Source organism: Microbacterium sp. K2 (assembly GCF_051365005.1).
Classification (GTDB): Bacteria; Actinomycetota; Actinomycetes; order Actinomycetales; family Microbacteriaceae; genus Microbacterium; species Microbacterium foliorum_B.
This window is the reverse complement of sequence record NZ_JBLWII010000005.1, coordinates 119,928-138,922: the sequence shown is the minus strand read 5'-3', so window position 1 is coordinate 138,922 and position 18,995 is coordinate 119,928. Positions and strand designations below refer to the sequence as shown.

At 68.5% G+C, this 18,995-nt stretch carries 21 protein-coding genes; 17 read left to right on the top strand and 4 right to left on the bottom strand.

From position 1 onward, the window contains the following. The first annotated feature begins 24 nt into the window (after positions 1-24). The 4 genes from ACLKOY_RS14810 to ACLKOY_RS14795 are packed head-to-tail and all read left to right on the top strand — an operon-like array spanning position 25 to position 4,096. Positions 25-879, top strand: a complete 855-nt coding sequence (locus ACLKOY_RS14810) for a tryptophan 2,3-dioxygenase (protein WP_436454335.1) — start codon at positions 25-27, stop codon at positions 877-879. Continuing rightward, on the top strand, positions 879-2,006 hold the full coding sequence (locus tag ACLKOY_RS14805) for an amidohydrolase family protein (protein ID WP_436454334.1): 1,128 nt from the start codon (positions 879-881) through the stop codon (positions 2,004-2,006). The genes ACLKOY_RS14810 and ACLKOY_RS14805 overlap by 1 nt, the downstream gene beginning before the upstream one ends. Before the next feature lies 1 nt (position 2,007). Then, the gene (locus ACLKOY_RS14800) at positions 2,008-3,261 is read left to right on the top strand and encodes a kynureninase (RefSeq protein WP_436454333.1); all 1,254 of its coding nucleotides are present in this window, start codon (positions 2,008-2,010) and stop codon (positions 3,259-3,261) included. Continuing rightward, entirely contained in the window at positions 3,251-4,096 is an 846-nt protein-coding gene (locus ACLKOY_RS14795; RefSeq protein ID WP_436454332.1) for a PaaX family transcriptional regulator, read from the top strand. The genes ACLKOY_RS14800 and ACLKOY_RS14795 overlap by 11 nt, the downstream gene beginning before the upstream one ends. On the opposite strand, the gene ACLKOY_RS14790 is transcribed toward ACLKOY_RS14795, so the two are convergent. Further along, positions 4,074-5,072 (bottom strand): LacI family DNA-binding transcriptional regulator, encoded by a 999-nt coding sequence (locus ACLKOY_RS14790; RefSeq protein ID WP_363574453.1) that lies wholly within the window; start codon positions 5,070-5,072, stop codon positions 4,074-4,076. The genes ACLKOY_RS14795 and ACLKOY_RS14790 overlap by 23 nt on opposite strands. Before the next feature lie 163 nt (positions 5,073-5,235). Here ACLKOY_RS14790 and ACLKOY_RS14785 point away from each other — a divergent pair, with 163 nt between their 5' ends. The 4 genes from ACLKOY_RS14785 to ACLKOY_RS14770 are packed head-to-tail and all read left to right on the top strand — an operon-like array spanning position 5,236 to position 10,765. Then, positions 5,236-6,528, top strand: coding sequence for an extracellular solute-binding protein (locus ACLKOY_RS14785; RefSeq protein ID WP_363574451.1), 1,293 nt, complete (start codon positions 5,236-5,238; stop codon positions 6,526-6,528). Then, positions 6,509-7,534 carry a carbohydrate ABC transporter permease gene (locus ACLKOY_RS14780; RefSeq protein WP_436454331.1) on the top strand — a complete coding sequence of 342 codons (1,026 nt, stop codon included), beginning with the start codon at positions 6,509-6,511 and terminating at the stop codon, positions 7,532-7,534. Before ACLKOY_RS14785 ends, ACLKOY_RS14780 begins: the two co-directional genes overlap by 20 nt. Continuing rightward, on the top strand, positions 7,531-8,412 hold the full coding sequence (locus tag ACLKOY_RS14775) for a carbohydrate ABC transporter permease (protein ID WP_140038013.1): 882 nt from the start codon (positions 7,531-7,533) through the stop codon (positions 8,410-8,412). The genes ACLKOY_RS14780 and ACLKOY_RS14775 overlap by 4 nt, the downstream gene beginning before the upstream one ends. Positions 8,413-8,461: 49 nt before the next feature. Next, positions 8,462-10,765: a beta-glucosidase family protein gene (locus tag ACLKOY_RS14770; RefSeq protein ID WP_436454330.1), complete on the top strand. Its 2,304-nt coding sequence runs from the start codon at positions 8,462-8,464 to the stop codon at positions 10,763-10,765. A gap of 3 nt (positions 10,766-10,768) precedes the next feature. On the opposite strand, the gene ACLKOY_RS14765 is transcribed toward ACLKOY_RS14770, so the two are convergent. Continuing rightward, on the bottom strand, positions 10,769-11,254 hold the full coding sequence (locus tag ACLKOY_RS14765; protein WP_436454329.1) for an FBP domain-containing protein: 486 nt from the start codon (positions 11,252-11,254) through the stop codon (positions 10,769-10,771). Between the two features lie 314 nt (positions 11,255-11,568). On the opposite strand from ACLKOY_RS14765, the gene ACLKOY_RS14760 reads away from it, so the two are divergent. Then, positions 11,569-11,916 carry a hypothetical protein gene (locus tag ACLKOY_RS14760; protein WP_436454328.1) on the top strand — a complete coding sequence of 116 codons (348 nt, stop codon included), beginning with the start codon at positions 11,569-11,571 and terminating at the stop codon, positions 11,914-11,916. Between the two features lie 61 nt (positions 11,917-11,977). Here the strand turns inward: ACLKOY_RS14760 and ACLKOY_RS14755 are convergent, their stop codons facing one another. After that, the gene (locus tag ACLKOY_RS14755; protein WP_436454327.1) at positions 11,978-12,379 is read right to left on the bottom strand and encodes a hypothetical protein; all 402 of its coding nucleotides are present in this window, start codon (positions 12,377-12,379) and stop codon (positions 11,978-11,980) included. Between the two features lie 204 nt (positions 12,380-12,583). Here ACLKOY_RS14755 and ACLKOY_RS14750 point away from each other — a divergent pair, with 204 nt between their 5' ends. After that, positions 12,584-12,790 (top strand): CsbD family protein, encoded by a 207-nt coding sequence (locus ACLKOY_RS14750; protein WP_436454326.1) that lies wholly within the window; start codon positions 12,584-12,586, stop codon positions 12,788-12,790. Positions 12,791-12,835: 45 nt separating this feature from the next. On the opposite strand, the gene ACLKOY_RS14745 is transcribed toward ACLKOY_RS14750, so the two are convergent. Beyond that, complete coding sequence (locus ACLKOY_RS14745; RefSeq protein WP_164481676.1) at positions 12,836-13,000, bottom strand: hypothetical protein; 165 nt, start codon at positions 12,998-13,000, stop codon at positions 12,836-12,838. 124 nt (positions 13,001-13,124) lie between these two features. On the opposite strand from ACLKOY_RS14745, the gene ACLKOY_RS14740 reads away from it, so the two are divergent. The 7 genes from ACLKOY_RS14740 (at position 13,125) to ACLKOY_RS14710 (ending at position 18,797) form a co-directional block, all read left to right on the top strand. Beyond that, on the top strand, positions 13,125-13,391 hold the full coding sequence (locus tag ACLKOY_RS14740) for a DUF7218 family protein (protein WP_140038018.1): 267 nt from the start codon (positions 13,125-13,127) through the stop codon (positions 13,389-13,391). Between the two features lie 11 nt (positions 13,392-13,402). Further along, positions 13,403-14,473, top strand: coding sequence for a carboxylate-amine ligase (locus tag ACLKOY_RS14735; RefSeq protein ID WP_436454325.1), 1,071 nt, complete (start codon positions 13,403-13,405; stop codon positions 14,471-14,473). A gap of 38 nt (positions 14,474-14,511) precedes the next feature. Beyond that, positions 14,512-15,918, top strand: coding sequence for an MFS transporter (locus tag ACLKOY_RS14730; RefSeq protein ID WP_436454324.1), 1,407 nt, complete (start codon positions 14,512-14,514; stop codon positions 15,916-15,918). Positions 15,919-15,979: 61 nt separating this feature from the next. Next, positions 15,980-16,675 carry a DUF899 domain-containing protein gene (locus tag ACLKOY_RS14725; RefSeq protein WP_436454323.1) on the top strand — a complete coding sequence of 232 codons (696 nt, stop codon included), beginning with the start codon at positions 15,980-15,982 and terminating at the stop codon, positions 16,673-16,675. Positions 16,676-16,707: 32 nt separating this feature from the next. Further along, on the top strand, positions 16,708-17,487 hold the full coding sequence (locus ACLKOY_RS14720; RefSeq protein ID WP_436454322.1) for an endo alpha-1,4 polygalactosaminidase: 780 nt from the start codon (positions 16,708-16,710) through the stop codon (positions 17,485-17,487). 39 nt (positions 17,488-17,526) lie between these two features. Beyond that, positions 17,527-18,237, top strand: a complete 711-nt coding sequence (locus ACLKOY_RS14715) for a hypothetical protein (RefSeq protein WP_436454321.1) — start codon at positions 17,527-17,529, stop codon at positions 18,235-18,237. Then, positions 18,234-18,797, top strand: coding sequence for a hypothetical protein (locus tag ACLKOY_RS14710; protein WP_436454320.1), 564 nt, complete (start codon positions 18,234-18,236; stop codon positions 18,795-18,797). The genes ACLKOY_RS14715 and ACLKOY_RS14710 overlap by 4 nt, the downstream gene beginning before the upstream one ends. The last annotated feature ends 198 nt before the right edge of the window (positions 18,798-18,995 follow it).

Genomic DNA, 18,995 nt, shown 5'->3' with positions numbered 1-18,995 from the left:
GTCCGCCACGACAGGAAGCGACCCATGAGCACCGACAACAACGAGCGCGAGCTCGAGGCCGGCATCGTCACCGATCTGTCGGGACGCATGACGTACGGGTCGTACCTGTCGCTCGATCAGCTGCTCACCGCGCAGAATCCGGTCAGCGTCCCCGAGCACCACGATGAGCTGCTGTTCATCATCCAGCACCAGACCACCGAGCTCTGGCTCAAGCAGCTGCTGCACGAGCTGTCGTCGGCCCGAGAGCTGCTCGCGAGCGATGACCTGCGCGAGGCGCTGAAGCGGGTCGCGCGGGTCAAGCGCATCCAAGACGTGATGACGCAGCAGTGGGGGATCCTCGCGACCCTCACACCCACCGAGTACGCGCAGTTCCGCGGAGCGCTGGGCAACTCGTCTGGCTTCCAGTCGGTGCAGTACCGCGCCGTCGAGTTCGCCCTCGGCAACAAGAACGAGAAGATGCTCAGCGTCTTCGCCGACCACCCTGCCAACCTCGCGCTGCTCACCGCCGAGTGGCACAAGCCCACGCTCTACGACGAGTTCCTGCGCTACGCCGCGCGCCGCGGCCTGCCGATCCCGGCCGAGATCCTCGACCGCGACGTGCGACTCCCCTACCGCGAGACGCCAGAACTCGTGCCCGCGATCCGCGAGATCTACCAGAACCACCAGCAGCACTGGGACCTCTACGAGGCCTGCGAAGACCTCGTCGATCTCGAGGACAACTTCCAGTTCTGGCGCTTCCGTCACCTGAAGACCGTCGCGCGCACGATCGGAATGAAGGTCGGCACCGGCGGCTCGAGCGGAGTCGGCTTCCTGCAGCGCGCCCTCGACCTGACGTTCTTCCCCGAGCTCTACACCGTGCGCACCGAGATCGGCGGCTGATGCACGCGGCGACCTTCTTCGACGGCGAAGGATGGCGCGACGGCATCGTCGAGTTCATCGGCGAGCGGATGCTGCTGCGCGACGAGTCGCCGGCATCCGATCCGCCCCGGACCGATCTGCCGAGGCTCGACGGAGTGATCATCGGCGGCTTCACCGACCACCACGTGCACCTGCAGCTCGTCGATCACGAGCTGCTGCGCGGGTCGACGCTCGGCCGCGTGATCGACCTCGGTGCGAACCCGACGGTTGTCGCCACGCTTTCCGCTGCCCTGCGCGGGGCTGAGAAAGCAACCGCGAACTCGAGCGGGGCCAAAAATGCACCCGCAGATCCTCGCGGGGTCACAAACGCATCCGAATCGACGGTTTCCGATGCGTTTTTGACCCCGCACGAGATACCGACCCCGCACGAGACTCCGCACCGGACCTCACACCCCGTCTCGGTCGAGTTCGCCGGTGTGTTCCTCACACCCGTCGGCGGCTATCCGAGCGACCGCGACTGGGCCCCAGAGGGGTCCTTCCGCGAGATCGCAGACACCGAGGCAGCCACAGAGGGTGTCGCAGAGATGGCGGATGCCGGAGCATCCTGCATCAAGGTCGCGAGCAACGCCACCGCAGGGCCCGTCTTCGACGACGACGTCTTGCGCGCGATCGTCGAGACCGCCGCCGCACGCGGCCTCCCTGTCGTCGCCCACGCCGAAGGCGCGGGAGAAGCGCAACGCGCAGCCCGCCTCGGCGCCACCTGCCTCGCCCACGCACCGTTCACCGCGCGCCTCGACGATGCCGAGATCGCCGCCCAGGCGGCATCCCTCTCGTGGATCTCGACGCTCGCGATCCATGACGCCGACAGCGCGGAAAGGACCACGACCGTCGACAACGTGCGCCGCTTCCACGCGGCCGGCGGCTCCGTGCTCTACGGCACCGACATGGGCAACGGCCCGACGCCCGTCGGACTGAACCCGGCCGAGCTCGCCGCCCTCCGCGACGCCGGGATCGACGGCGTCGACCTGCTCCGCACGCTCGCCCCGCAGAACCCTCTCGACCCCGCATCCGTGCTCCTGAGACTCCCCGGCACCGACGCCGATCCGACACTCGCCCGCCCGCTGACCAGCGCCGATCTGAAGGCTTGACATGACCGACACCCGCGACGCCGCGACCATCGAACGCTCGCTCCTCGACCTCGCCGGCGCCCTCGACGCCGCCGACCCGCTGCACGCCCACCTCGACGCGTTCGCCGAGGCTCCGGGGGTCGGTGCATACCTCGACGGCAACTCGCTCGGTCGACCACTCAAGGACACTCCCGAGAAGCTCGCCGCATTCGTGCGCGACGACTGGGGAACGAGGCTGATCCGCTCGTGGGACGAGCAGTGGATGGCGCTGCCGATGGAGCTCGGCGATCGCATCGGGCGCGTCACCCTCGGTGCCACCGCGGGCCAGACCGTCGTGGCCGACTCGACCAGCGTGCTGATCTACAAGCTGATGCGCGCCGCCGCCACCGCTGACCCGTCTCGCACCGAGCTCGTGATCGAGGCGGGCAACTTCCCCACCGACCGGTTCATGGCCGAGGGCGTCGCCGCCGAGACGGGCATGACGGTGCGGTGGATCGAGCCCGATCCGGTGCTCGGGGTGCAGATCGCCGACGTGGTCGCCGCCATGTCCGAGCGCACGGCTCTCGTCTCGCTCAGCCACGTCGACTACCGCTCCGGCGCCCTCGCCGACATGCCCGGCATCACGACCGCGGTGCACGAGGTCGGCGCCCTCATGATGTGGGACCTCTGCCACTCGGCCGGCGTGATCCCGATGCAGCTCGACGCCTGGGGCGTCGACATGGCGGTGGGATGCACCTACAAGTACCTCAACGGCGGGCCCGGCTCTCCCGCGTTCGCGTACCTGCGGCGCGAGCACCAGGGTGTCCTGCGTCAGCCGATCCAGGGCTGGTGGAGCGCCGCAGACATCTTCGCGATGGGTCCGCAGTACGCGCCGGCCGGCGACATCCGGCAGCTGCTCAGCGGCACTCCCCCGATCACCTCGATGCTCGCGATGCAGGGGATGCTCGACCTCATCGAGCAGGCGTCGATCGAGGCGATCCGCGAGAAGTCGCTCTCCCTCACCGACTTCGCCGTGCGCGCCTACGACGAGGTGCTGGCGCCCCTCGGCGTGCGGCTGCTCAGCACGCGCGACGCCGAGCGCCGCGGAAGCCACGTCACGATCGGCCACCCCGACTTCCGCGCCGTGACGCAGCGACTGTGGGCCGACGGGATCATCCCCGACTTCCGCTTCCCCGACGGCATCCGCCTGGGACTCTCGCCGCTCAGCACCTCGTACGCCGAGACGCTCACCGGCATCCTCGCCGTGCGCGACGCCCTGGAGTCGCATGACCGCTGAGCTCGCCGAGCATCCCGAGACGGGCCCCGTGCTCGACGACATCGATGCGCGCCCCGGCAGCACGGCATCCCTGCTGCGCACCCTGGTGGGGCTGTACCTGCGACCGCTCGGCGGCTGGATCTCGGCGGCCGATCTGGTCGCGCTCGCCGGCGATCTCGGGATTCCCACGGCGCAGGCGCGCACCGGCGTCACCCGCCTCAAACAGAAGGGGCTGCTGCTCGCCGAGCGCCGGCACGCGGTCGGCTATCTGCTGAATCCGGATGCCGCCACGATGCTCGAGCGGGGCGACCGACGCATCTTCGAGATGCGCGAGATGACGGATGCCGACACGTGGTGCCTCATCTCGTTCTCGATGCCCGAGAGCGCCCGGGCGACGAGACACCAGCTTCGCCGCCGCCTGCAGTGGATCGGGGCGGGCGTCGTATCCCCCGCCCTGTGGATCTGCCCCGGGCATCTGCAGGGCGAGGTGCTCGAGATCGTCGACGACCTCGACGCCAGAGACTGGGTGACGCTGTTCCAGGCCGGCGCACCGACGACCGCGCGCACGCTGCCCGAGGCAGCCGCGGACTGGTGGGACCTCGACGCCCTGCGCGCCGAGCACCTCGAGTTCCAGTCGTCGCTCGACACGCTTCCGGCCGCGCCGTTCGCCGCCTACGTGCGGCTGATCGACCGCTGGCGCGTGCTGCCCTACATCGATCCGGGCCTGCCGCCCTCGATGCTGCCGGCCGACTGGCCGGGCAGGCGCAGCGTCGCCGAGTTCCAGAGGCTGTCGACCGAGCTGTCGGATGCCGCGTGGCAGCGTGTGCGGGAGGTCACCGGGGCGGCGCGGTCGTAGCCCGCACCACCAGCCGCGTCGGCAGGATCACGTGCATCTCGTCGACCTCCTGCCCCGAGAGCAGCGTGAAGACCATGTCGGCCGCGACGGCGCCGAGTCTGCGCATCGGCTGCTGGATCGTCGTGAGCGGCAGCGCCCGTCTGGTGGCCTCGGGCACGTCATCGAACCCGATCACCGACAGATCGTCCGGCACCCGCAGACCCAGCTCGTGGGCGACGTCGATCACCGCGATCGCCGACAGGTCGTTCGCCGCGAAGATCGCCGTCGGCCGCGACTCGGCACTCAGCATGATGCGGGCGGACTCCCTGGTCACATCGAGCTCGTAGCGGCCGATGCCGACGAGTGACGGATCGAGTGGGATCCCCGCGTCGGAGAGTGCCCTGCGGTAGCCGGCGTCTCGGAGCCCGGCGGATCTGAGGTCGGGGCGGCCCGCGAGGAAGCCGATGCGGCGGTGGCCGAGCTCGATCAGATGTCTGGTCGCGGTGAGCGCGCCGCCGAAGCTGTCGGATTCGACCGTGGGCAGGTCAGCACGGCCTGTATGGGGATCGATCGCGACCACCGGGATCTCGGTGCCGGCACTGACGACCGTCGGGGTGACCATGATCGCCGCGTCGATCAGCGTGCCCGAGAGCCTGCTCAGCGATCGCCGCTCCCAGCCGTCGCCTGCGCCGAGATGAGACCCGCTGTAGGCGAGCAGATCGAACGCGGTGTCGTGCACGGCCGAGCCGACGCCTTTGAGTATCTCCGCACTGAAGGGTTCGAAGTCCGCCAGGAGCACGCCGATCACACCCGTGCGCCGTGCCCTCATGCTGCTCGCGACGAGGCTCGACTCGTACCCGAGCTGCTTCACGGCGTCGAGGACCCGCTGCACTGTGGCATCAGCGATCCCGTATCGGCCGTTCACGGCCTTCGAGACGGTCGACACCGACACTCCAGCCGCTTTCGCGACGTCGTGGATCGTCGTGCGTGCCCCCATGAGACGCCAGCGTAGCCGGGTTTCCAGATAGATGGAAACTGTTTTCGAAAACGTTTGACGATCACCTGCTGCGGCTGGAGACTCATGCCACTGCGGTCTCACCTGAGCGTCCGCAGGCGCCCCGCAGCGAAGCGGCGCGCAACTCGATGAGGAGAACGATCACATGAACAGCAGAAGGCTCCCCCTCGCCTCCGCGGTCGCAGCACTGGCCGTCGGAGCGCTCGCGCTCTCGGGCTGCACCGCAGACTCGTCCGGCACCGACGGCGGCGACACCAGCATGACCCTCTGGCACAACTCGACGACAGGCCCCGGAGTGGAGTTCTGGGAGCAGACGGTCGCCGACTTCGAGAGCGACAATCCGGGCGTCACGATCGACATCCAGTCGATCCAGAACGAGGATCTCGACGGCAAGCTGCAGACCGCCCTCAACTCGGGAGACGCCCCCGACATCTTCCTGCAGCGCGGCGGCGGCAAGATGGCCGCGATGGTCAAGGCCGGCCAGCTGAAGGACCTCACCGACGCGATCGCAGGCCCCGCAGCCGAAGAGATCCCCGATGCGTCGTACTCGGCGAACAGCCTCGACGGCAAGATCTACGCCATGCCCGTCGCCGTGCTGCCCGGTGGCCTGTTCTACAGCCAAGACCTCTTCGACCAGGCGGGGATCACCGAGAACCCGACGACCCTCGACGAGCTCGAGGCGGCCACGGTCGCCCTCAAGGGCGCCGGAATCGACCCCATCGCCCTCGGCGCCAAGGACGCCTGGCCCGCAGCGCACTGGTACTACTGGTTCGCCCTGCGCGAGTGCAGCTCCGACACACTCGCCAAGGCCGCCGACGAGATGGACTTCACCGACGAGTGCTGGGTGCGTGCGGGTGAGGACCTGCAGTCGTTCGCTGAGACCGAGCCCTTCAACTCGGGCTTCCTGACGACTCCTGCCCAGCAGGGCGCCGGCAGCTCTGCTGGGCTCATCGCGAACCACCAGGCCGCCATGGAGCTCATGGGTGCGTGGAACCCCGGCGTCATCGGCTCGCTCACTCCTGACCAGCAGCCGCTCGCCGACCTCGGCTGGTTCCCCTTCCCCGAGATCGACGGTGGAGACGGCGAGCCCGGTTCGATGATGGGTGGCGTCGACGGCTACTCGTGCTCGGTCGATGCACCCGACGCCTGCGTCGACTTCCTGAACTACATCGGCACGTCGGACGTGCAGACCGCGTACTACAAGGCCTTCAACGCCCCGCCGGTCAACACCGTCGCGCAGGAGGCCGTCACCGAGCCCTACCTGCAGACCATCCTCGAGGCGTACAACGCGGCTCCGTACGCGACGCAGTGGCTCGACACCGTCTACGGCCAGAACGTGGGTAACGCGCTGAACGTCGCGGTGGTCGACCTGCTCGCGGGCAACAGCGACGCGGAGGACCTGGTCAAGGCTGTGCAGGATGCCGCAGCGAAAGCGTGACACGCGTGCCCGGCTGGAAGTGATGCTTCTGGCCGGGCCCGCCCTGCTCGTCTTCCTCGCCTTCGTCATCTTCCCGGTGCTGATGGCGGCGTACTACGGCTTCTTCAGCTGGCAGGGCTACGGCCCGCCCACCGAGTTCGTCGGGCTGAAGAACTACCTCACGATCCTCCAGGATCCGTTGTTCCACGACGCGCTCGCGCACAACGGCTTCATCCTGGTGTTCTCTCTCGTGCTCCAGGGTCCGGTCGCCATCGTGCTGGCGCTGCTGCTGAACCGCAAGATGCGAGGACAGTCGCTGATCCGCGTGCTGATCTTCGTGCCCTACGTGATCTCCGAGGTCGTCGTGGGCACGGGGTGGAGCCTGATGCTGCAGACCAACGGTGCGCTCAACGCGATGCTGACGAACATGGGTCTCGGGTTCCTGGCAACCGACTGGCTGTCGGACCCCGGGATCGCGATCTGGACGCTGATGGCGATCATCACGTGGAAGTACGTGGGCTTCGCGGTCATCCTGTTCCTCGCCGGCCTGCAGGGCATTCCGGAGGAGCTGAACGAGGCCGCGGCCATCGACGGCGCCTCCTACTGGCAGATCCAGTGGCGGATCACGCTGCCGCTGCTCGCGCCGACCCTGCGCATCTGGGCGTTCCTGTCAATCATCGGCTCGCTGCAGCTGTTCGACCTCGTCTACATCATCTGGGGGCAGTACATCGCATCCACCGCCGGCACCTCGACCATGGCGACCTACATGGTCTCGGAGGGGCGCAACGCCGGGAACTACGGCTACGGCAACGCGGTCGCGGTCGTGCTCTTCCTCATCTCGCTCGTGGTGGCTCTCATCTATCAGCGCGCCGTGCTGCGCAAAGACACGGACGGCGCGCTCACCGGCGCTTCGGGCAGGAAGAAGAACTCCCGCTCGCGCGCTCGGCAGGACGCCGCCCTGCAGGATGCCGGCGCCGACACCGACGCGGCTGCAGACGCCACCACACAGAAGGAGTCCGTCCGATGACCGCCACCTCGGTGCTCGTCACCCAGCGCAAGGCCCGCACGGGTCGCACCGCGAAGCCCCGGCTGCCGTGGGCCAACCCCGCCGTGTACTTCGTCGCGCTGATCGCGGTCGGTCTGATGCTGGCGCCCATCGCCTACATCATCACCGGCGGGTTCCGCACGAACGCGCAGATCACGACCGATCCGTCCGGGTTCCCGCAGCCGTGGGTGGTGTCGAACTACCTCGACGTGCTCACCGGCAGCGTGTTCTGGCGACTGGTGGGCAACTCGACCATCGTCGCTCTCGCGACCACCGTCGGCACGGTCGCCCTGGGACTGATGGCGGCCTACGTCCTCGCGAGGTACCGGTTCGCCGGCCGAGGCGTGCTCTACGCCTTCTTCGCCGCCGGGCTGATGTTCCCCCTGACCGTGGCGATCACCCCGCTGTACATCGTGGTGCGCAGTCTCGGACTGATGAACTCGCTCGGCGGAGTGATCCTGCCCCAGATCGCGTTCGCGCTGCCGACGACGATCATCATCCTCGTGCCGTTCCTGCGCGCCATCCCCGATGAGATCCAGGAGGCCGCGTTCATCGACGGTTGCAGCCGCATCGGGTTCTTCTGGCGGATGGTGCTGCCGCTGTCGCTCCCGGGAGTCATCACCACCGGCATCCTGGCGTTCATCGGCAGCTGGAACGGCTACCTGCTGCCGCTGTTCATCCTCAACGATCAAGCCGCGTACACGCTGCCGCTCGGCGTGCAGTCGTTCGCATCCCAATACTCCGTGGACACCGCGAAAGTGCTCGCGTTCACATCGCTGTCGATGATCCCGGCGCTGATCTTCTTCAGCCTGTTCGAGCGGCGCATCGTGGGAGGGCTGACCGGTGCAGTCAAGGGCTGATGCGGTCGCCGTCGCGACACCCCACGTCGACGAGAACGAGAAAGAGAACATGATGTTGCAGCCCGCAGGCTCCGCGCCGCACTCCCCCCGCGTCGAGGCGCTCCTCGCCCGCATGACCCTGGAAGAGAAGCAGGCGCAGCTCGTCGGCTTCTGGGTCGACCAGGGCATCGAGGTGGTCGCCCCGATGTCGGGCGAGAAGAAGAGCTCGACGCGCTACGAGGACGCCTCCGTGCACGGCATCGGCCACCTCACCCGCGTGTACGGCACCCGACCCGTCGACCCCGTCGAGCGGGCGGCCTGGCTGTGGACCGAGCAGCGCCGACTTCAGCAGCAGACGCGACTGGGCATTCCGGCGCTCGTGCATGAGGAGTGCCTGACGGGTCTCGCCGCATGGAAGGCGGCCACCTTCCCGACGCCCCTGGCGTGGGGGGCGGCCTTCGACCCCGAGCTCGTCGAGGAGGTCGGGCTGGCGATCGGCTCGTCGATGCGGTCGCTCGGCATCCACCAGGGCCTGGCGCCGGTGCTCGACGTCATCCGCGACCCCCGCTGGGGTCGGGTCGACGAGTGCATCGCCGAAGACCCCCTGGTCGTCGGCCGGGTGGGCACCGCGTATGTACGCGGCCTGCAGTCAGAGGGCGTGCATGCGACCCTGAAGCACTTCATCGGATACTCCGCCTCGAAGGCCGGACGCAACCACGCGCCCGTGAGTGCAGGCCTGCGTGAGATCGAGGACGTGCTGCTCCCGCCGTTCGAGATGGCGATCCACGAGGGCGGTGCACGCAGCGTCATGAACTCCTACGTCGACATCGACGGCGTGCCCGTCACCGCCGATGTGCGCTATCTCACCGGCATCCTGCGCGATCGCTGGGGGTTCGACGGCGTTGTCGTGTCGGACTACTTCGCGGTCGACTTCCTGCACAGCATGCACCGGGCCGCCGCTGACTCGGCCGACGCCGCTCGGCTCGCGCTCACCGCAGGAATCGACGTCGAGCTGCCCTCGCCCGATGCCTTCGTCACCCTCGCCGAGCAGGTGCGCGACGGTCGACTCCCCGCCGAGATCCTCGACAGGGCGGTGGGCCGAGTGCTCGCGCAGAAGGAGGAGCTCGGACTGCTGGATGCCGACTTCAGCACCCCGCCGACCGCCGTCGACCTGGACCCGGCCGAGCACCGAACGCTCGCTCGGCGCCTCGCCGAGGAGTCGATCGTGCTGCTGAGCAACGACGGCGCACTCCCCCTCGCACCGACGACGACCTCGCGGATCGCGGTGATCGGTCCCAACGCCGACAGCGCCGAGGCGCTGATGGGCTGCTACTCGTTCGTCAACCACGTGCTCGCCCATCACCCCGACACCCCCGCGGGCATCGATCTGCCGACGGTCACCGCATCACTGCGCCACGAGTTCCCTGCAGCCGAGATCACCTCGACGATCGGGTGCGAGGTCGACGGCTCCGACCGCTCCGGCATCCCCGCCGCGGTCGAAGCCGCCACTGCGGCCGATGTCGCGATCGTCGTCGTGGGCGACCGCGCCGGCCTCTTCGGACGAGGCACGGTCGGCGAAGGCAACGACGTCGACGACCTCGAACTCCCCGGCGTCCAGCGAGAGCTGGTCGAGGCTGTCGTCGCGACCGGCACTCCGGTGATCCTGATCGCGATGACCGGGCGTCCCTACGTGCTCGACTGGGCGCTGCCGGCTCGCGCAGGTGCCGCAGGGACCATGACCGGGCTCGGAGCGGTCGACGCGTCGGCCTCCGCGAACGCAGTGTCTGCGGGGATCCCCGCAGCGGTGCTGCAGACGTTCTTCCCCGGCGAGGAGGGCGGTCCCGCTCTCGCGCGACTGCTGAGCGGGCGCGTCGCACCGTCCGGGCGTCTGCCGGTGTCGCTGCCGCGGTCGGCCGGGGCACAGCCGTACTCGTATCTGCACCCCGTGCTCGGCGGACGCACGGATGTCACGAGTGCCGATTCGACTCCGGTGCGGCCCTTCGGCTTCGGCCTCAGCTACACGACCTTCGCGCACGACGCACTCACGGTTCCCGAGTCGGTCGCCGCGGGCGAGACCTTCCGGGCGACGGTGCGGGTGCGCAACACCGGCGCGGTCGCGGCGACGGATGTCGTGCAGCTGTATGCGCACGACGAGGTCGGGAGCGTGACCCGCCCGCTCGCCCAGCTGCTGGACTTCCGGCGGGTCACGCTCGCGCCCGGTGCAGACGCGCTCGTCGGGTTCGACGTGCCGATCGACCGGCTCGCCTTCACGGGGCTCGACGGCGTCAAGCGGGTCGAGCCCGGCGCCATCCGCCTGTGGGTCGGGGGCGCCTGCGACGACGAGGAGACGGTGGCGCGACTCGAGATCGTGTGAGGGTCAGCTCCGCACCGCCGCGATGAACGCGCTCACGTGCTCCTGCAGCTTGACGATGCGCAGCTCGCGCGCGAGTTCGCGGTCGTAGCCGTCGTAGGCCAGCGGCGGCAGCATCCGCACGTTCTGCGAGCATCCGAATTCTGCGCAGACGAGGTTGCCGATGCTGTCGCCCTTGCGACCGGCAGGACCGGCCTTGCGTGCGACGTAGAGCTGCACGTCGTGGCGCAGGGTGACGTCCTCGCACCACGAGCACTGGGCTCGCGAGATCACGCGCTGCTCGGCGCGCTGAAGGAACACTCCGGTGACGACGTCATCGACCCACGCGACGACGTACGAGCGGCGAGGCAGCTTGGGGTCGACCCAGCCGAGGTAGTCGAGCTTCTCGAAGTCGAGGTCGGCGAAGCCGGCGGGCAGTGTGAGGTCGGAGACCTCCTTGCGGGAGGCGTTGATGAAGGAGGCGCGCAGGGTGCGCTCGTCGATGGGACGCATGAGAGAGGTGCTTTCGTGTGAGCCGCGGACGGCGGCGGAGGAAGAGAGTGGGAGAAGGCATCGGAGTGGATGCCGGGTACGACGCGGCTCCGGGGGCGGGATGTTCCGCCTCCGGCCGATCGTCAGCCTCTGTCCGTGGCGCTGAACGCGCCCACGGCTCCCCACTGCGCTCTATCCGGGATCCGGAGAGCACTCTTCGACAACAGCACCCGGCGAGTCTACGCCCGTTTGTTTCACACCGTGTCGGCGCGGGTTCCGTCTCTCGCGACGCCGACCTACTCTTGCCGGAACGTCCACTCACGAAGGAGACCACCGTGTCCACGCCGCTGAACCACCTTTCGCCCCTCTCGGTGCGTGAGCGTTCTGCGTGCATGTGCCGGCACGGATTCGCCTGCTCCTCGTTCGCGGCGGGTCACGCGCTGCACCTGATCCAGGCGCGCATCGCCTCGGCGACGTCCGCCGAGTGGGCCGACGCGATCGTCGAGCATGCCGACGCCGCGTCCGGAGACCTGCTCGTGCGCACACTCGACGGAACGTCACACGCTCTGTGGAACGCCTCGGGTGCGGCGCTCGAGGCTCCTGTGGGCACGCCGATCGCGGTGCACGTGCGCTACGGCGTGCTGGCCGTCGGCCGCACGCAGTTCAACGTCGCAGTCGGCTGAGCGCGTTTCGTCTCGGGCGGCTTCGCCGTCCTCGCTCGACGACCGGGGTGACCCGCGCCGCTCAGGCGGTCGCCATCATCATGTCCTTGACGGCCATGCACGCGTCCATGCAGTCCTTGCAGGCCTGAGCGCACATCTTGCAGACCTCGCTGTGGTCGGCGTGCTGCATGCACTCGTCCATGCACGTCTGGCACATGGCGATGCAGGCGTCGAGCATGGCCATCATCGACGCGGGGGTCATGCCCTGCATCCGCATCATCGACCGCATCATCGTGTTGCACATGTCGGCGCAGTTCATGCACGCCGGCGAGCAGTCCATCATCTGGGTCGAGCACACCGTGCATGCCTGCTCGCAGGCCGAACACGCATCCATGCAGGCCTGCAGGACAGACATGTCCATCGTCGCCATGTCGGGCATCGACATCATGTTCGAGCGCATGGCGCCCATCATCATCGAGTCCATGTTCCACCGCTTCCTTCGTCGACCGCAGCCGAGGTGAGAGCGGGCAGGACCACCCGCCTGGGGCCAGGTTAGTCGTCTGCGGCGTCTGCGTCGATGGCCGGCAGACGCTGTCACGAGTGTCCGTCGTTGTCAATCCCGTGTGCAGGATTCTCGGCCCGTGCGACGGTGGACATCCATTGATCGACGGATGAAAGGACATGCACCATGAGTGGAGCAGACGACGTCAAGAACGCGGCTGAGAAGGCCGGCGGCAAGATCAAGGAAGGTGTCGGAAAGGCGACCGACAACGAGAAGCTCGAGGCCGAGGGCCGCGGCGATCAGGCGAAGGCTTCGGCCAAGCAGGCCGGCGAGAACGTGAAGGACGCCGCCAAGAACGTCGGCGACAACCTGCGCGACAGCTCCAGGGACTGATCGCGAACGTAGTGAGGCCCGCCTGAGCGGGCCTCACTGCGCGGATCAGCGGGTGCGGTTGCCGGAGATCGCTCGGATCAACCAGGCGATGACCGCGATGGCCAGCAGTACCAGGCCGACCCACAGGAGGAACTGCAGGGACTGCACGAGCCCGCCGGTGATCGCCAGAATGATGGCGACGACGATGATGATGATCAGCAGGATGTTCATCGGTCTTTCCCTTCTCGGGGCGCGGGGGAGGCACCCATCTACGGTCACCCAACCTAGACCGCTTCATCCCATGCCCTGAGGGGCTTGACTCGGAGCTTCCCGTCGTGCGAAAGGACCATCTGTCATGCCAGGACGCAGGAACAACTCGTTGAAGGATCCGGAGCTCTACGAAGAGCTCCGCGACGACGGCGCCTCGAAAGAGAAAGCCGCCCGCATCTCCAACGCCGCCGCCCGCGACGGCCGAAGCGCTGTCGGGCGCCGAGGCGGCGAACACGGCGACTACGAGGAGTGGACCGTCGAGGAACTGCGCGCCCGCGCCAAGGAGATCGGCCTCACCGGTTACAGCCGCAAGCGCAAGGCCGAGCTCATCTCGGCACTGCGCGACCACTAGGGCTCGCGTACATGACCCGGTTCGGCGTCGAGGAGGAGTTCGTCCTGCTCGATGAGCAGACGCTCGTGCCCGCGGCCATGAGCGCCGAGACGCGAGAGCGGATCCTGAGCGAGGCGAGTGCCGGTGTCACTCCGGAGTATCTGACCTGTCAGATCGAGACGGCGACGCAACCGTGCCTGACGAGAGCGGATGCCGAGGTGCAGCTTCGTCGCACGCGCGGTCTTCTCGGATCGCACGCGAGCGCGCAGTACGCCATGTTCGCGGGGACCGGGACGCCCTTCATATCTCCGAACCGCTTCGCCGTCTCGCGCTCCGCCCACTACGACGCCGTGGCCGGTCAACTCGCCGAGATCACCCGTGAGCACGAGGTGAACGGCCTCCACATCCACGTCGAGGTCCCCGACGAGGAGGAGCGCGTGCGTGTGCTCAATCGCACGCGCGCCTGGCTCCCCGCACTGCTCGCCATCACGGGCAACGCGCCGTTCACACACGGCCGCGACAGCGGGTTCGACAGCTGGCGCAGCGTCCTGATCCGCCGCCTGCCGTCATCGTGGAGCCCCCCGCACTTCCGTGACTTCGACGACTACCGCACGCGCATCGCCGAACTGGTGCAACTGGGTGCCATCACGAGCGCGAGCTCTCTTTCTTGGACCGCGAGACTCTCGGAGCGATTCCCCACCGTCGAGGTGCGCGTGTTCGATGCGCAGCTGTCGGTCGACGACACGCTGCTCGCGGTCGCCCTGACGCGTGCGCTGCTGGTGAGCGATGCGCTCGACGACACCGCCGACGTGGGACTGGACGCGATCGATGCCTCGCTCTGGACTGCGGCGCGGTTCGGACCAGGTGCTCGCCTCATCGACCCCTCCTCCGGCGACGTCGCACCGGCCTGGAGCGTCATCGACGGTCTGGTCGAGAGGCTCCGCCCCGCTCTCGCCGACCTCGGCGACGAGGACTTCGTGATCGACGGGATCACACGTGCGAGAACTGACGGAACGGGTGCGCAGCGACAGCGCGCGGCCTACGCAGAGCGGGGCAGCGCGGGTCTGCGCGACCTCTACCGCGCGAGCACCGCCGTCTCTTGACCGCCCCTCATGTCCCCGGGCGGCAGTAGTGTCAGCCTGTGGCATCCTCTCGCTTCGCGCCGCTGCAGCGGCTCGTGATCTCCGTCGCCGTCCTCGCGTCCTTCGTGACCTTCCTCGACGGCACCGTCGTGACGGTCGCGCTTCCTGCGATCAGCGATGAACTCGGGGGCGGCATCACCACACAGCAGTGGGTGGTCGATGCGTACCTCATCACCCTCAGCGCGCTGATCCTGCTCGCAGGTTCGCTGTCGGACGCCTACGGCCGGGTGCTCGTGATGCGCATCGGCCTCATCGCCTTCGGCGTGGCATCCGTCGCGGTCGCCGCCGCACCTGATCCCCTCATCCTGATCATCGCTCGAGCGGCGCAGGGCGCTGCGGGTGCCCTGCTCGTGCCGAGCTCGCTCGCGCTGATCACGGCGACCATGCGCGCCGACGTGCAGTCACGGGCGATCGGCATCTGGACGGCGTTCACCACCGCCGCGCAGCTGGTCGGCCCGCTGCTCGGCGGACTCTTCGTCGACTTCCTGTCGTGGCGATTCGTCTTCCTCATCAACGTCGTGCCGATCGCCGTCACCCTCGTGCTGCTCTCCCGCCTGAAACTGCAGGAGCACCCGAGCAGAGTCCGCGTCGACTGGCTCAGCGGAGCCCTGTGCGCGATCGGTCTCGGCGCGGTCGTGTTCGCGCTGATCGAGCAGCCCAACCTCGGGTGGCAGTCCCCCGCGATCTGGATGCCCGGCATCATCGGCGCGGCCCTGTTCGCGTGGTTCCTCGTGCGGCAGCAGCGGTCGTCCTCTCCCCTGATGCCTCTGTCGCTGTTCCGGGTGCGGGACTTCGCGTGGGGCAACCTCGCGACGCTCTTCGTCTACGCCGCGCTGTCACTGAACGGCTTCGTCGTAGGCGTGTATCTGCAGCAGGGCGCCGGTCTGAGTGCCACGGCGGCGGGGCTCGCGAGTCTGCCGATGACGATCCTGATGATCCTGCTCAGCTCGCGCGCGGGTTCGTGGGCCGGTCGATTCGGGCCGCGCATCTTCATGACGGTCGGCCCGCTCATCATGGCGGTCGGCGCACTCATGCTGCTCATCGTCAGCGAGGACTTCGACTACTGGTGGCAGGTGCTCCCGGCCATGATCGTGCTGGGCCTGGGGCTGTCCCTCACCGTGGCGCCGCTCACCTCGGCGATCCTCGGCGCCATCGACGAGTCGCGCTCGGGCATCGCCTCTGCGGTGAACAATGCGGTCTCTCGCGTCGCCGGACTCCTCGTCGTCGCGATGCTGTCGACCATCATCGGCGGCACGCTCGACCTCGCAGGCTTCCACAACGCGGCCTGGGTCACGGCCGCGCTGCTCGTGCTCGGCGGGGTCGTATCGTGGATCGGCATCCGTCGCAATCCGGCCGAAGAGGTCGAGACGCCGGCGGCGGACGACGCCCCCTCGCCGATCGGTTGACGATGTCGGTGGGCGCGCGCACACTGGGTGCACCGTCTTCCCGAGCATCCGGAGGTCCACCGTGAGCACGACCCAGACGCCCCTTCCGCCCGTCGTCGACGCCGACACGTGGCGCCGCGAGCTCGATGCGCTGCGCGTGCGAGAGAAGGCGGCGACGCGAGAGCTCGATGCGATCGCGGCACAGCGACGACGGATGCCGATGGTCGAGCTGCCCGACTATACGCTCGTCGGGGCCGACGGGCCGGTGCGGCTGCCGGAGATCTTCGGCGAGCATCGACAGCTCATCGTCTACAACCACATGTGGACCGACGGCAACGAGTGGCAGTGCCCCGGGTGCACCGGCTTCACCTCTCAGTTCACGCGGCTCGACTTCCTCGAGCGGTACTACGACGCCCGCTTCGTGATCGTGACGAACGGCCCGATCCATGAGGCGCTGGCCTATCGCGACCGGGTCGGGAATCGCATGACGTGGTATTCGAGCGCCGACAGCACGTTCGGCGCCGACATGGATGCCGGTCCGAACGAGGGCTTCGGCGTGAACGTGTTCCTCCGCGACGGCGACACCGTGTATCGCACCTGGCACACGAACGGCCGCGGCACCGAGCGCATGAGTCAGCTGCAGGGGCTCGTCGACCTCCTCCCCTACGGCCGGCAGGAGGAGTGGGAGGACTCCCCGGCCGGCTGGCCCCAGCACGGCACGTACGATCAGGGGATGGGTTCGAAAGAGATCGCCGCACTGTACGGGGCCGGCAGCTGAGGCGGGGAGCCGCGGTCTTCACCGCCACCGCATTGATCCTCGCTCTCTCGGGTTGCGTCACGACCATCTCCGACCCACCTGCGTCGTTCTCGCCCCCACCCGCAGGTGAGACCCCTGATTACCAGCTCGGCGGAGCCTACTCACCCGCCGATGGTGTCGGCATCGTGGGGCGTGACCGCTCGGATGAGCCCGCCGAGGGGCTGTACTCGATCTGCTACGTGAACGGATTCCAGACCCAGCCGGGCGAGCTCGACACCTGGTCCGAAGAGCTTGTGCTGCAGAGCGACGGCGAGCCCGTGTTCGACCCCGACTGGCCCGACGAGGCTCTGCTCGACACCTCGACCGACGACCGCCGCGAGCGCATCGCCGAGATCATCGGCCCGTGGATCGAGGGGTGCGCCGAGTCGGGATTCGAAGCGGTGGAGTTCGACAACCTCGACTCGTACACCCGCTCTGACGGCGCGCTGAGCCTCGATGACAACCTCGCCCTGGCGGCGCTGCTCGTCGATGTCGCGCACGACTCCGGACTCGCCGCCGGGCAGAAGAACACCGCCGAGGATGCACCCCTGCTGCGCGAGCGCGCCGGGTTCGACTTCGCCGTGGTCGAGGAGTGCTCGGTCTATCAGGAGTGCGGAGCCTTCACCGATGTCTACGGCGACGCCGTGATCGACATCGAGTACTCCGATGAGCTGCCGCGGCCGTTCGCCGAGATGTGTGCCGACGACGAGGCCCCCGCCTCGATGGTGCTGCGGGACCGCGATCTGGTCACGCCAGCGGACGACGGGTACGTGTTCGAGACCTGCGACCGCTGACTCTCCCGTCCGGGTACGCGCCCTCGCTAGGCTGACCTCGTGAGCAAGACGGGGGATCACGACGGCGCGCCTTCCGGTGCGCCCGCCGCCCGGCCCGCCGTCAACATCGTCCGCTCCGCCGTCTCGCGGTGGACGCTCGCCGTCGCAGCGCTCCCCCGCTGGATCTGGGTGGCGGCTGCCGCACTGGTCGCCCTGGTCATCGTCGTCGCGGCGGTGGGCGGGCTCTCGCGCGCCGAGGCGTCGCCGACCGAGCTCGGCCCCGACGATGAGGCGCGCACCTCGATGTATGCGATCACCGTGCACGACGCCGAGTTCACCACCGAGATCGAGTCGGAGGGGCTCGAGGCAGAGCCGGGCGAGAAGTTCCTCGTGATGAGCACGCGAATGGAGAATCTCTCGGATGCGCCGATCGCGGTCGGTGACGGCACCGGCGCAGACCGCGTCAGTGCAGGACTCGTCAACACCGACGACCCGCTCCTCGAGCTGAAGGGCGTCACTCCCACCGACTCTGTCGACGTGTGGCGCGCCGACGGCTCATCGGGGCAGGTGATCCTGCAGCCGGGCGTTCCCAGCCAGGTGACCTTCGCCTGGACCGTACCCGCTGATGCGTACTCCGATGGCGTGGTGTCGCTCGACGTCCACGAGGTGGAGGTGACGCGCGGAAGGGTCTTCATCACGTCACGCGCCATCACCTGGCACCCTGCCGCACTCAGCGCGCGCATCACGGTCACCGCCCAGGAGGCACCGTGAGACGCAGGACCCCCTGGTTGCTGGGTGCCGCGCTGGTGATCGCCGCCGGTGCCGTGACCGCCGTCACCCCCAATGACGAAGACGTGATCGGACCGATCGAGATGAGCGGATCCTTCGGCGATTCCGTCGAGTCACGCACCCTGATCGCCGCGGCGACCGATGCGACCTTCGCTGATGAGGTCGTCGTGCCGGGTGCGGACTCTGACTGGAGCGCGGACGGCAACTGGCTCGTCGTGACGGTCATCGCGTCGGCCGCACGCACCGAGGTCGACGCCGCCATAAATCTGGCGACGCTGGCCGTCGGCGACCGCGTGTTCCAGGCGAGCGAACGACCGGGCGGGTCGTTGCGGACGCAGTCGCTGCGGGCCGGTATCGACACGGTCGGCATGTTGGCCTTCGAGCTGCCGCCCGATGTCACGTCCGGTCAGGCAGAGCTGCGGCTCACCTCCGCTTATCTCACTCCCGAGCTCGACGATCGGATCGCGATCAAGATCGAACTCCATGATCTCCCCCGCACGCCGAGCGTCGAGCTCGACGACCCTGAACTGAGCGCGCCGTGAAGTGGTGGAGGAGGCAGCGGCGGGCGCTGATCGCTCTGGCGGTCGCCGCCGTGGCCATGCTCGGTGCCACGGTGTGGCTCGACATCCTGCCCAGCATCCGGCCCACCGATCGCGTGATAGAGGCCGAGGAGACGGTCGACATCGCGGGGCAGACGCTCACGCTCGGCCCCACCGAGTGGGATGAGTTCGAGACACCGG